This is a genomic window from Mesorhizobium sp. 131-3-5, from assembly GCF_016756575.1.
GTDB classification, from domain to species: domain Bacteria; phylum Pseudomonadota; class Alphaproteobacteria; order Rhizobiales; family Rhizobiaceae; genus Mesorhizobium; species Mesorhizobium jarvisii.
Map to the genome: position 1 here is coordinate 1,336,430 of NZ_AP023254.1, position 13,109 is coordinate 1,349,538.

At 64.7% G+C, this 13,109-nt stretch carries 11 protein-coding genes; 4 read left to right on the forward strand and 7 right to left on the reverse strand.

The genetic code is table 11. From position 1 onward, the window contains the following. Positions 1–2 precede the first annotated feature (2 nt). From JG747_RS06505 to JG747_RS06520, 4 genes are all read right to left on the reverse strand, one after another. On the reverse strand, positions 3–3,392 hold the full coding sequence (locus tag JG747_RS06505) for a helicase-related protein (protein ID WP_202361404.1): 3,390 nt from the start codon (positions 3,390–3,392) through the stop codon (positions 3–5). A gap of 711 nt (positions 3,393–4,103) precedes the next feature. Beyond that, positions 4,104–4,829 (reverse strand): acetoacetyl-CoA reductase, encoded by a 726-nt coding sequence (phbB, locus tag JG747_RS06510; protein WP_019861703.1) that lies wholly within the window; start codon positions 4,827–4,829, stop codon positions 4,104–4,106. A 90-nt stretch (positions 4,830–4,919) separates the two neighbouring features. Then, a complete protein-coding gene (locus JG747_RS06515) occupies positions 4,920–6,104 on the reverse strand; it encodes an acetyl-CoA C-acetyltransferase (protein WP_020629066.1) in 1,185 nt (394 codons plus the stop codon). 38 nt (positions 6,105–6,142) lie between these two features. Further along, complete coding sequence (locus JG747_RS06520) at positions 6,143–6,286, reverse strand: hypothetical protein (protein ID WP_202361405.1); 144 nt, start codon at positions 6,284–6,286, stop codon at positions 6,143–6,145. A gap of 120 nt (positions 6,287–6,406) precedes the next feature. Here JG747_RS06520 and phaR point away from each other — a divergent pair, with 120 nt between their 5' ends. After that, on the forward strand, positions 6,407–7,018 hold the full coding sequence (gene phaR, locus JG747_RS06525; RefSeq protein WP_027047491.1) for a polyhydroxyalkanoate synthesis repressor PhaR: 612 nt from the start codon (positions 6,407–6,409) through the stop codon (positions 7,016–7,018). A 138-nt stretch (positions 7,019–7,156) separates the two neighbouring features. Here the strand turns inward: phaR and JG747_RS06530 are convergent, their stop codons facing one another. After that, positions 7,157–7,576 (reverse strand): rhodanese-like domain-containing protein, encoded by a 420-nt coding sequence (locus JG747_RS06530; RefSeq protein WP_202361406.1) that lies wholly within the window; start codon positions 7,574–7,576, stop codon positions 7,157–7,159. A gap of 133 nt (positions 7,577–7,709) precedes the next feature. On the opposite strand from JG747_RS06530, the gene ftrA reads away from it, so the two are divergent. Beyond that, the gene (ftrA, locus tag JG747_RS06535; protein WP_202361407.1) at positions 7,710–8,693 is read left to right on the forward strand and encodes a transcriptional regulator FtrA; all 984 of its coding nucleotides are present in this window, start codon (positions 7,710–7,712) and stop codon (positions 8,691–8,693) included. Between the two features lie 50 nt (positions 8,694–8,743). On the opposite strand, the gene JG747_RS06540 is transcribed toward ftrA, so the two are convergent. Then, on the reverse strand, positions 8,744–9,886 hold the full coding sequence (locus tag JG747_RS06540) for a citrate synthase (RefSeq protein WP_202361408.1): 1,143 nt from the start codon (positions 9,884–9,886) through the stop codon (positions 8,744–8,746). Positions 9,887–9,979: 93 nt separating this feature from the next. Between JG747_RS06540 and JG747_RS06545 the strand changes: the two genes are divergently transcribed. Continuing rightward, positions 9,980–11,068, forward strand: a complete 1,089-nt coding sequence (locus tag JG747_RS06545) for a citrate synthase/methylcitrate synthase (protein WP_202361409.1) — start codon at positions 9,980–9,982, stop codon at positions 11,066–11,068. A 203-nt stretch (positions 11,069–11,271) separates the two neighbouring features. Continuing rightward, positions 11,272–12,402: a patatin-like phospholipase family protein gene (locus JG747_RS06550; RefSeq protein ID WP_027047488.1), complete on the forward strand. Its 1,131-nt coding sequence runs from the start codon at positions 11,272–11,274 to the stop codon at positions 12,400–12,402. 27 nt (positions 12,403–12,429) lie between these two features. Here JG747_RS06550 and JG747_RS06555 read toward each other — a convergent pair whose 3' ends face one another. Beyond that, entirely contained in the window at positions 12,430–13,026 is a 597-nt protein-coding gene (locus JG747_RS06555) for a TetR/AcrR family transcriptional regulator (RefSeq protein ID WP_202361410.1), read from the reverse strand. Between the last annotated feature and the right edge of the window lie 83 nt (positions 13,027–13,109).

A 13,109-nucleotide genomic window follows, 5' to 3' on the forward strand; every position in this document is an offset into this window, starting at 1 on the left:
GCCTACTTCTTCAGCTGGTCGCGCAAGGCGGCGAGCTTGGCGAAGGGCGAATCCGGATCGAAGCGCACCGGACGTTCCTCGCGCGGCTTCGGCTGGAAAGCGGGCTTTGCGCCTCCCTTGCCGCGATCGGGACCGCCCTTTCCCTCGGGCCGGCCACCCTTCCAGTCGGGTCGGCCTTCGCGGCGCTCGGGACGCTCGCCCTGCGGGCGGCCGTCACGGCGCTGTTCGCCTTCACCCTGCGGCTTGGGCTTGAACTTCGAACGGTCGAAGCGCGGCTTGCCGGCGCCGTCGCGCCGACCCTCATGGGCGGGACGTTCTCCGGGCGCGGCCGTGGCCGGTGCGCCGGCGGCATCGGCGGGTGCATTGTTTCGGCCGCGCGCTTGTCCATTGCGCTGGCGGTTGTTGCGACCTTCGTGATGGCGGGGGCGCTGTTCGAAACGGCCCTGGCGCCACAGCAGGATCGGCTTGGGCGCTTCGGCTTCGGCGATGGGCTCGCCGGTGGCCGCTTCGGCCACCACGGCAGGCTCGTCCGAAACCGCTTCCGTCGCCGGTGCAGCTTCGGAAACTGGCTCCGCCGGCGCCGCCTCGATCGACTCGGCTTCCGCTTCCGGCGCGGCAACAGGTTCAGCAACCGCTTCGGCGACAGCAATCTCTGTAGCGGGTTCTTCCACGGCTTCGGCTGGAGCTTCCGGTTGCGCTTCCGCGATCGGCTCCGCTGTCGTTTCCGCGATGACTTCGGCGGGAGTTTCGAGCGCGGTCTCGGCAACAGCCGGTTCCGAACCCTCGACCGCCGCCTCCGCGGCCGCGTCTGTAGCGGCAGCTTCGGCTGCCTTGGCCTGCTCGGCGCGCGCGGCTTCTTCCGCCGCGAGTTTCGCGGCAGCGGCTTCACGCGCGGCGGTGTCCTGCGCCTCCAGCCGCGCCTTCACCTCCGCCGCCGGCTTCGGCTCGGCGCGGTAGCCGAGGCCCTTGAGAATCTCTTCCATGTCGTCGGCGGTGGCACCAAGGATCGACATCATCGGCGGCGTCACCATGAAGGAATGGCCGTCATAGGCGCCGTCCGGACGCTGGCCGAGGCCGGGCTTCCAGTTGGTCGCCGGACGGATGAGGTCCGCCAGCCGCTCCAATATGTCTATGCGCACGGCGCGGCGGCCGAGATTGCGATAGCCGGCAAGCTTGTAGAAAGCCTTGTCGAAGGCAGGATCGATGACCACGGAGGTACGGCCGGACGCCAGCGCGTGGACGACGTCGCCGAAACCAGGCTTGTCCTTGCCGTCGTTCTGCAGCGCCCACAGCAAGGTCACCAGCCCGGCGGGGGCCGGCTTGATCAAAGCGGGCACGAAGACGTGGTAGGCGCCGAAGCGCACACCAAGGCGGCGCAGGGCCGCGCGACCCTCCTGGTCGAGCGACTTCATCTCCTCGGCGATATCGCGGCGGTTGATGAGGCCGAAATTCTCGACCAGCTGGAAGGCAATGCCGCGGCCGATGCCGGAAATCTGGTCGGCGTTCTTCAGGTCGACGAGCGGCTTCAGCAGCGTTTCGATCTGGAAATTGACGAAGCGTTCGGCGCGCGCGGCGACCTTGTCGCGCGCCGGGCCTGTCAGCTGTTCGTCGGCCAAAAGCACAAGGCGCGGCTTCAGCGCGTCTTCGCCCGAAACCAGCGTGCCGATCGGCGCGCCGATCCAGCGTAGCGTGCCGTCCGAGCCTAGCGCCAGGTCGCCATTGGCGCAGGCGCCGAAGCGTTCGGCGCGCGCCTCGAACTCGGCGGCAAGCGCCTTTTGCGCGGCCGTGCGCACGGCCTTGGCGTCTTCGCCGCCGGCGGTCTGGTCGGCGGTGAAGCGGAACCCTTGCAACTCGCCGACATGGTGGCCTTCGACAAGGACGGTTCCGGTAGGACTGATTTCGGCTTCAGGCATGGTATTTTCTCTAAGGCGCCGCATGAGGACGGAAGTCCTGCGGTCTACGAAGCGTTTCGTCAACCGCTCATGCAGCGCATCCGACAATCTGTCTTCGATTTCGCGCGTCTTTTCCTGCCAGTGTGCCTGATCGGCCAGCCAGCCGGGCCGGTTCGACACGAATGTCCAGGTGCGGATTTGGGCAATACGGTGCGACAGCGTGTCGATGTCGCCCTCGGTGGTGTCGGCGCGGCGCACCTGCTCGGCCATGTAGTTCTCGTCGACATGGCCATGACGGGCGAGGTCCATGTAGATGGAGGCGATGAGGTCGGCATGCTGGGCAGGCGCGATCTTCCTGTAGTCGGGCAGCGCGCAGGCTTCCCACAGCAGCGCCACGCGCTTGGCATCGGTGGCGAGCGCGCGGATGTCCTCGTCGCGGGAGAGATATTCGAGCGCCTGTGCGTCGACCGCCGGCAGGGCGCGCGTCAGGCCCTCGACCGGCGCGTTGGTCTCGATCGAGCGCTTCAGCGCATCGAGACTGGCGAAGTCGAAATGCGCGGTGCGCCACTGCAGCACCTTCACCGGATCGAAGTCGTGGCCCTCGATCTTCTTGACGAGGTCTTCGTCGAGCGGGTCGACCTGACCGGTGACGCCGAACGTGCCGTCGCGCAGATGCCGGCCGGCGCGGCCGGCGATCTGGCCGAGTTCGGCCGCCGTCAGATTACGGTACTGGTAGCCGTCGAATTTGCGGTTCTGGGCGAAGGCGACATGGTCGAGATCGAGGTTGAGACCCATGCCGATGGCGTCGGTGGCGACGAGATAGTCGACATCACCCGACTGGAACAGCGCCACCTGGGCGTTGCGGGTGCGCGGCGAAAGCGCGCCGAGCACGACGGCGGCACCGCCCTGCTGGCGGCGGATCAGCTCGGCGATGGCATAGACCTCGTCGGCGGAAAAGGCGACGATCGCGGTGCGGCGCGGCAGGCGGGTCAGTTTCTTCGAACCGGCATAGGCCAGGTGCGACAGCCTTGGCCGCGTCACCACCGAGACGCCCTTCAGCAGGCGCTGCAGGATGCCATGCATGGTGGCGGCACCAAGCAGCAGCGTTTCCTGGCGGCCGCGCAGATGCAGGATACGGTCGGTGAAGATGTGGCCGCGCTCGAGGTCGCCGGCGAGCTGCACCTCGTCGATGGCGACGAAGGCGGCGTCGGTCTCGCGCGGCATGGCCTCGACGGTGCAGACCGAATATTTGGCGCCTGGCGGCTGGATCTTCTCCTCGCCGGTGATCAGCGCGACCTTGTGGGCGCCGACCTTTTCGCAGACGCGCGCATAGACTTCCCGGGCCAGCAGCCTGAGCGGCAGGCCGATGACGCCGGTTTCGTGCGCCACCATCCGCTCGATGGCGAGATGGGTCTTGCCGGTGTTGGTTGGGCCAAGCACGGCGGTCACGTCGCGGCCCGACAAGATCAGCGGCTCAGTGTGTTTCGGCTGGATGTTCATCGACCTGGAAATAAGGCTTTCTGGCCTCTGGTTGTCGGGAGCGTGCCTCAACTGGCGCGTATGACAGGCGACACATAGGGATTTCGGGCGCGAAGCGAAAGCGGAATGTTCCACCGGCAGCTTCGAAAGCAACTCTGTCTGGCGCTAAATTGGCTGCTGCTTAACTGATGGAACGAGTCTGGAACGAATCAGCTACGAATCGGCGACTCGCTCAGATTCAGCTTTTGTTCACGGCTACATATGGATTTTGTGATGGTGAGTCTCACCACATGCTGAATCGTCGAACTGGCCCGTTTTATGCTGGGTGAGCCTTGTCCTTAACCTTTGCCGGCAAATGACCGAAGCAGGTCAGGGGCTATCGCTCAAGATTATGAAATTGTTAATCTTTCTGAATTTGCCGTTAAGGAAAAACAGCTGATTCCGGGGCATTAACGTTAACTTCCGCTCAAAGCCGGAACGAATCGGCGACAAATCAGCGCCAACGGGATTTTCCCGTTTTGTTCCCTCAATATCTTGTGTTGCGAACAGTTTATCCACCGAGGATTCACAGGCTTGTCCACAGGGTTCGCACAGACGGCGCTGTCGCCATTAACCTTTGCGTGCCGGATTGGGGCATCGCGCCGTGGCGGGGTATTTTTCCGGCCTCCAAGGCGTCAGGGAAACGGACCGGTTCCCCGGTCCGTTCGTCACAATCCGAAGCCGTTGGACGTCTCAGACGAAGTACTGGCCGCCATTGGCAGTGATGGTCGAGCCGGTGATGAAGCCGGCATCCTGCGAAGCGAGGAAGACGACGCAGCGCGCGATCTCTTCCGGCTCGCCGAGGCGGCCGACCGGGATCTGCGGCAGGATGCGCTCGTTGAGCACCTTCTCGTCGATGGCCTTGACCATTTCGGTGGCGATGTAGCCGGGGCAGATGACGTTGACGGTGATGCCCGCGCGGGCGCCCTCCTGGGCGAGCGCCTTCGAGAAACCGATGTCGCCGGCCTTGGCGGCGGAATAATTGACCTGGCCGGCCTGGCCCTTCTGGCCGTTGATCGAGGAGATGGTGATGACGCGGCCGAACTTGCGATCGCGCATGCCGTTCCACAGCGGATGCGTCATGTTGAAGACACCGGACAGATTGGTGTCGATGACTTCTTTCCACTGGTCGCGGGTGATCTTGTGGAACATGGCATCGCGGGTGATGCCGGCATTGTTGACCAGCACCGAGACCGGGCCGAGGTCGGCCTCGACCTGTTTGATGCCGGCGGCGCAAGCGTCATAGTCGGCGACCGACCATTTGTAGACCGGGATGCCGGTCTCGGCCTTGAACTTCGCCGCCGCTTCGTCGTTGCCGGCGTAGTTCGCGGCAACCGAATAGCCGGCGGTCTTCAAGGCGATCGAGATCGCCGCGCCGATGCCGCGCGATCCGCCCGTGACGATTGCTACCTTGGTCATGCATTTCCCCTTTTTGATATCGCCCTGTTTTCGGGCTTGGCAGGCACTGGATTCTGAACGGGCGGCTCGCGCCGCCCGCTCATCGTTTTCTCACAGCGCTTCAACGCACATGGCGACGCCCATGCCGCCGCCGATGCACAGCGTGGCGAGGCCCTTCTTGGCGCCGCGGCGGCGCATCTCGTAGACCAGCGTGTTGAAGACGCGGGCGCCCGAGGCGCCGATCGGATGGCCGATGGCGATGGCGCCGCCATTGACGTTGACGATCGAGGGATCCCAGCCCATGCCCTTGTTGACGGCGCAGGCCTGCGCGGCAAAGGCCTCGTTGGCCTCGACCAAGTCGAGATCGCCGACCGACCAGCCGGCCTTCTCCAAAGCCTTGCGCGAGGCGGGGATCGGGCCGGTTCCCATGATCGCCGGATCGACACCGGCGGTTGCCCAGGATGCAATGCGCACCAGCGGGGTGATGCCGCGCCTTGCGGCCTCCGCTTCGCTCATCAGCAGCGCGCCGGCGGCTCCGTCATTGATGCCGGAGGCGTTGGCGGCGGTCACCGAGCCGTCCTTGTCGAAGGCCGGCTTCAGCTTGGTCATGGCGTCGAGCGTGGCGCCGTGGCGGATGTATTCGTCCTGGTCGACAATGGTGTCGCCCTTCCTACCCTTGATGGTGAAGGCGACGATTTCGTCCTTGAATTTGCCGGCCTTCTGCGCGGCCTCGGCCTTGTTCTGCGAGGCCAGCGCGAACTGATCCTGATCGTCACGGGTGATCTGGAACTGGCGTGCGACGTTTTCGGCGGTGTTGCCCATGTGGTAGCCGTTGAAGGCGTCCCACAGGCCGTCCTTGATCATGGTGTCGATCATCTTGTAGTCGCCCATCTTGACGCCGGCGCGCAGGTGCTCGGCGTGCGGCGACAGCGACATCGATTCCTGTCCGCCGGCAACGATCACCTTGGCGTCGCCGGTGGCGATCTGCTGCATGCCGAGCGCGATGGCGCGCAGGCCCGAGCCGCAAACCTGGTTGAGGCCCCAGGCAGTGGTCTCCTTGGGCAGGCCGGCAATGATCGAGGCCTGGCGGGCCGGGTTCTGGCCCTGGGCCGCGGTCAGCACCTGGCCGAGAATGACCTCGTCGACCTCGGCTGCCTCGACACCGGCTCGCGACAAAAGCTCCTTGATGACGACAGCACCGAGTTCATGCGCCGGCGTGGCCGCGAAAGCACCGTTGAAGGAGCCGACGGCCGTGCGCGCGGCACTGGCGACAACGATGGAATTGGCAGAGGACATTTTCTTCTCCAGACTTCGAGCTGTCGTGTTTTCAGGCATTATTGGCAACTTTTCTTGCCCTTTCCATGACCCAAGTCAAACCGGAAATCGGCATGGCGCCCATTCACGCCAAGCAGGTCGCGCGCCGCCATGCCGGCGGGCGGGCCGCTGCTGCGCAGCATATTTTGCCTGCTATGCAGCATTATATGATCCCGCACTGCACAAACTGCTTGGAATTATGAGGCTTTTGCGCATATCCTCAAAAAGGGCGCAATCGTTACCGGCTGCTTACTCAGGCGTGCCGGTGTCCGGGGAGGATGCAGATGGCCGCAAAAGACGACCCGATCATTATCAAGAAATACGCCAATCGCCGCCTCTATAATACGGGGACGAGCACCTATGTGACGCTCGAAGATCTGGCCGACATGGTCAAGAAGGGCGAGGAATTCACCGTTCAGGACGCCAAAACCGGCGACGACATCACGCATCCGGTGCTGACTCAGATCATTTTCGAGCTGGAGAACAAGGATGGGCAGAACATGCTGCCGATCCCGTTCCTGCGCCAGCTGATCGCCTTCTACGGCGACCAGATGCAGATGATCGTGCCGAGCTTCCTTGAACAGTCGATGATCGCCTTCTCCAAGGAACAGGAGCGCTTTCGCGAGCAGATGAAGGGCGCCATCGGCAAGTCGCCGCTCGATGTGATGAAGATGGCGACGCCGATCAAGGCACTGGAAGAACAGACGCGCCGCAATATGGAAATGTTCCAGAACGCGATGCGGCTGTTCACGCCTTTCCCGCCCGCGGGCTCGGCGCCGGCCGCGGCCCCCACTGAGCCGGTCAGGAAGGACGCGCCGCCGGAGAAATCCGACGATCTGCAGCAGTTGAAGGACCAGATCGCGGCCATGCAGCGCAAGCTCGACACGATGTCGTGAACCGGCTAGCCGACAAGGCTTAGGCCAGATCCGGCTGTGCCTTGCCCATCAATGGTCGGGTGCCGCAATTCCCACGTTTCGCAAGGCGCCGACATCCGCCGCTCGAACGGACGGACGATATCAGCCGCGCCGGCTGGATCATGCCCGCAGAGCGCCAGGCTCCCTGCCTGAGGCGAAAGGAAGCTCTTCGTCCTGCCAGCCTGAAATGCCGCCGATCATAATCTTGACCGGCAGGCCGAGGCTGGCCAGTTTGAAGGCCGCCCGGTCCGCGCCATTGCAATGCGGCCCGGCGCAATAGACGACGAACAGCGTGCCTGCCGGCCATTCAGCCATCCGCTCGGCCGATATCTCGCGGTGCGGCAAGTGCAGCGCACCCGGCACGTGGCGGCGCTCATACGCATCCGGCGAACCGACCACATGCAGAAGCATGAAGTCCGGCTCGCCGCCGCGCAGTGCTGCAGCAACGTCCGAACAATCGGTCTCGACGGAAAGCCGGCGCAGGAAATGGTCGCGGGCAATCTCCGGCGAGGCTGGTGGAACGTCTGTCACATAGCTCATCAGGGGTCTCCATCACCGATGGAGCTTGTCTCCATCTTTTCGGATGGAGCTTGTCTCCATCGCTGATGGATCTGAGGTAGCGCACCGGACCGGGCGATTGCAGCTGGCAGCTTTGCCATATATCGTCAAGATCATGCCAAATGTGCCTCCCGCCAATCCGCTGGTCGTTGCCGTTGCCTATGACGAGCTATGCACGTTCGAGTTTGGCGTGGCGGCCGAGATGTTCGCTTTGCCCAGACCCGAGATGGGTGCGGATTGGTATCGTTTTGCCGTCGCCGGCATCGATGCCGGCGAAATGCGTGCGATGGGCGGCGTGCGCATCGTCGCCGATGGCGGACCCGATCTGATCGGCGAGGCCGGCACCGTGATCGTGCCGGGATGGCGCGGTGTGGACTGTCCGGTGCCGCCATTGCTTATCGAGGCGCTTCGCGAGGCCAGTGAGCGGGGCGCGCGCATCCTGTCCATCTGCTCGGGCGTCTTCGTGCTTGCCGCGGCTGGCCTGCTGTCGGGCAAGAAGGCAACCACGCATTGGCGCTACAGCGACAGGCTGAGGGAGATGTATCCCGACATCACCGTGGTCCCTGACGTTTTGTACATCGATGAGGGAAACGTGCTGACATCGGCCGGCAGCGCGGCGGGTATCGACCTGTGCCTGCATCTGGTGCGGCGCGACTTCGGCACCAAGGCGGCCAACATGGTGGCACGCCGCCTGGTCGTGCCGCCGCATCGCGACGGCGGCCAGGCCCAGTATGTAGAGAGTTCCGTTCCCGAGCCGCACGAACGCGGCCGGCTTGGACCGTTGATCGACAGAATGCGCGCTGACATTGCCGACGACTATTCCGTCGCCACCCTGGCCGGTCTTGCCGGGATGAGCGAGCGGACATTTTTGCGCCGGTTCGCGGCCGCGACCGGTGTCACGCCGGCGCGATGGCTGCTTTCAGAACGACTTTCGCGGGCGCGCACTTTGCTGGAAGACACGAGCATGCCGATCGAGCGGATTGCCGAGACCGCCGGCTTTGGCGCTGCGGCGACGCTGCGGCATCATTTCCGCCGGCAATTCGCCACGACGCCCGCCGCGTACCGGGCGCGGTTCGGGACCAATGCCAACTCCGCCTGACGGCTGACAAAGTTGAGCCCGGGCGCGAAACCGCATCAGGCAAAAAGCTGTCAGGGCAACAGCCCTTCATAGCGGCCGCGTGGCCTGATGATGCTGCCGCTCATGATCTGTTCGACCATATGGGCTGCCCAGCCGACGCTGCGCCCAAGCGCGAACAGATGGAACGGCGCATCGCGCGGCAGGCCGAGGCTGCGCGTCAGCACGGCCAGGGCAAAATCGATATTCGGCTGGGCGCCGGTCGCTGCGATGGCGGCGATCTCCAGCAATCGCAAGGTCTCATCGGTGTTGCCGATGGCTGCCAGGAGTGCCGTGGCCCGGGGATCACCCTCGGGATAGAGTTGGTGGCCGAACCCCGGCAGCGGCCTGTCGTGGCCGAGCCAGCGCCGGATCGCGGCGTCGGCGCCATGCCGCGCCGCATCTTCAGCAAGCTGCATCACTGCTTCGCCGGCACCGCCATGGCGCGGACCGGAGAGTGTTGCCAGACCCGCCAGCAGGCAAGCGGCGGGCGAGGCGCCGGTGGAGGCCGCGACGCGGGCCGCGAAGGTCGATGCATTCAGCTCGTGATCGGCGAGCAGCACAAGGGCGCGCCGGATCGCATCGGCGCCACCCTCATCGACCGACCAGCCCCGTGCCAATCGCCGGTGCACCGGATCGGCCCCCGCCTCGGCACCGAGGGCGCCGGCCAGCACGCCGATTGCGCGCGCGGCGTCGGCACATATCGAGGCGGCGCTGCGTCCAAGCAAAGGCCGAGCCTGGCCGGCCAGCAAGGCAAGTTGCGCAAAGGCCGAGGCTCGGCCGGGCTGGCGTGGCGCATCCGGCAGCGGCGCTTCAAAACGGGCCGGTTCAGGCAAGGCCCAAAGCACAGCGGCGGTTTCTTCCAGCGAGGCATGGTCGGACAGCATGGCGGCGTCCCGGCCCCGATAGATGAGGTGACCGTGCCGGACGGTCGAAATCGCCGTTGCGATGGACGGCTCGCCCCAGGCAATCGCGCTTTCGGCGATGGCCGAGGGGCTGCGTCCGCGCGCCCGGCGTGTTGCCAGCGCCGCGATGTCGTCGGCGCGATACTGGCTGCGGCGTGGATCGGCGCGGTCGGGACGCATGCCGATGCGCCCGCGGCTGACATAGGCATAGAGCGTCTGCGGCCGCACCCGCAGCCTTTCCAGCGCCTCTTCCCGCGATAGCCATTCCGACATTTTCGGCTCTGATATTGATTCTATTGATCAAGATTGATGCTTGGGTTGACCAGCCTTATCTCCGATCCGGAAAAGGTTCAAGGAGACAAGGCTATGGCGAATGGACTCGATGATGTGGTGGCGGCCGAAACCGTGTTGTCCGACGTGGATGGTCTGGGCGGCCGCCTGACGATCCGTGGTCATTCGCTGGCGGAACTGGCCGGACGCTGGAGCTTTCCGCAGGTCGTCCGGCTGTTGCTCGACGGCTTCTTCGAGGATCTGCCCGGCGATACCGAACTGGCTGCGCAACTGGGCGAGGCGCGTGTCGAGGTGTTTGAGCGGACCCGGCCTTCGCTGTCGCTGCTGGCGCCACTCGACATCTACAGCGCCATGCGCGCCGGCATGGCTCTGCTGCCAGACGGCGAAACACTGGCGGACGGGCTGCGGCTGATCGCGGCGCCCGTCGTGCTGACGCCTGCCTTGCTGCGCCTGCAGCGCGGCGAGCAGCCAGTCGCGCCGGATGGCAAGGCCGACCATGCCGCCGACATGTTGCGCATGCTTCGGGGCTCCGTTCCGTCGCCGGCATTGGCAAAAGCGCTCGACACCTATCTGGTGACCGTCTGCGACCACGGCCTCAACGCCTCGACCTTCGCCACGCGCGTCGTTGCTTCGACATTGGCCGGCCTGACCTCGTCGGTACTGGCCGGACTCGGCGCGCTCAAGGGGCCGCTGCATGGCGGTGCGCCCGGCCCGGTGATCGAGATGCTCGACGCGATCGAGGCGCATGGCGATGCGGCCGGCTGGCTGCGCAACGAGATCGCGCATGGCAGGCGGATCATGGGGTTCGGCCATCGCATCTACCGTGTGCGCGATCCGCGCGCCGATGTGCTGAAAGCAGTCGTGCGGCAGCTTGGCGGCGAGGGCGAGACCGGCCGCCGGCTGGCTTTCGCCGAGGCGGTCGAAAAAACGGCGCTCGAGGTGTTGCGGATCGCCAAGCCGCAGCGTTCGCTGCAGACCAATGTCGAGTTCTACACCGCACTGGTGCTGGAAGCGGCTGGGTTCCCGCCACAGGCCTTCAGCAATGTGTTCGCCGCCGGTCGCGTTGCCGGCTGGATCGCGCATGCGCGCGAGCAGCAGACGACCGGACGGCTGATCCGTCCGCAATCGCGCTATGTCGGCCCGGTGCCCGATCTGGTCGCCTAGGCATCTCTGATCCAAGGACACAGCCTCTCCGCTTCGAGCGGAGGGGCTTTTCTCTCATGACCGAAATTTCATGTGATCACGCGACCGTGTTCGTGTTCTTGCCTTGGTCCGTCCTTATATGCTGCACTGCAACATAGGCCGCCGATAGCTGCTTCCTTCCGTGACGTTGGGGCAGGTTGGCGCATAAGGACGACAGGAACGCCATGACGAAGAACGGCAAGGCGGAGGAAAACAAGAAGATCAACATCGCACTTCAGGGCGGTGGTTCGCACGGTGCATTCTCCTGGGGCGTGCTCGACCGGCTGCTGGAGGACGGCAGGCTGGAGATATCGGCGGTGTCCGGCACCAGCGCCGGCGCCATGAACGCGGTGGCGCTGGCCGATGGATTTGTGCGTGGCGGGGTCGACGGTGCGCGGCAAAAACTCGACGATTTCTGGCGCGCGGTGGCGGCGAAGGGCCGGTTCAGCCCGGTGCAGCGCATGCCGTGGGACGTCGCCTGGGGCAATTGGTCGATCGAGAACACGCCGGGCTATGTCTTCTTCGACACCATGTCGCGGGTGTTCTCGCCCTATGTCGCCAACCCGCTCGGGCTCAATCCGCTGCGCGACGTGGTGGCGCAGGAGATCGATTTCAGCAATGTGCGCGCCTGCAAGTCGATGGAACTGTTCATCTCCGCCACCAATGTCGAGACCGGGCAGCTGCGGGTCTTTTCCGATGGCGAGATCGACCTCGACACGGTTATGGCCTCGGCTTGCCTGCCGCAATTGTTCCGCGCCGTCGAGATCAAGGGCGTGCCCTATTGGGATGGCGGCTATGGCGGCAACCCGGCGCTCTATCCGTTTTTCAAGACGGCGGCGACCGAGGATGTGCTGCTGGTGCAGATCAATCCGGTGGTGCGCGAAGGAACGCCCAGGAGCGCCAACGAGATCCAGAACCGCATCGACGAAATCACTTTCAATGCCGGGCTGCTGCGCGAATTCCGCTCGATCGCCTTCGTCAAGGAACTGATCGCCGCCGGCCGGCTGCCGCATGGCGAGTATCGCGACATCCGCATGCACCGCATCGATGCCGACGAGGCTTTCAAGGACCTGTCGGCGTCATCGAAGGTCAACGCCGAATGGGCCTTCCTGACCTATCTGCGCGATCTCGGCCGCACCGCCGCCAGCGACTGGCTGGAAGAAAACTACGATGCCGTCGGCAAGCGGCCGACGCTCGATCTCTCCGGCGAACTCGATGACGGTTTCAAGCCGGTGCGCGGCCCCGCACCCGGCCGGCGGGTCAAGGAATTCCTCGCGGTGCGCAAGAACCCGGAAGCGGAGCGCCGCCGCGCCTGAGCGGAACCCCGACACGCCTAGGCTTCATCAGGCTTTCAACGCCAGGTCGATCACCTTGACCAGGGCGGCGGCCGCCTGCCGCTGCCCCTCGGGATCGCTGATCCGCGCCTTCATGCCTTCCAGCCCATCGAGCAGCATGTCGGCAAGCAGTTGCGTCGACAGCCCCCTGGCCGCCAGGTCGACGCCGTTCCTGGCCGCCTCGCCATGGATCGCAGCGGCGATATGTTCGACAAGGCCGCCGCGCCAGCACCCGACGAGATCGCCGAGGCTCGATTTCATGTCCAGCAATTCGGCGCCATGAGGGGAGGCAACGACGGCGCTCATCATCGAGATGAAAGCTTCGTCGATGGCTCGCATCATGCGCTCGGTGAAAGCATCATCGCCGGCCAGAGCCATTTTTGCCGCCGCGACCGAGCGCGACAGCACCATCATGGCGATAGCGCGGAAAATGTCGGTCTTGTTCTTGAACTGAAGATAAAGCGCCGGACGCGACATGTCGGCGGCGCGGGCAATGTCGTCCATGGTGGTGCGGGAGAAGCCATAGGCCAAAAACACCTTCATTGCGCCATCCAGGATACGGACGCGTTTGGGGTCGATGGCGGCGATGTCTTCGGTCTGATTCATGGAGCGACATTATCCTGCAAAATCTCAATTGACAAAATGACGGAATTTGTCAATCTGTATCGAGACGAAGCGACCCAAGAGGG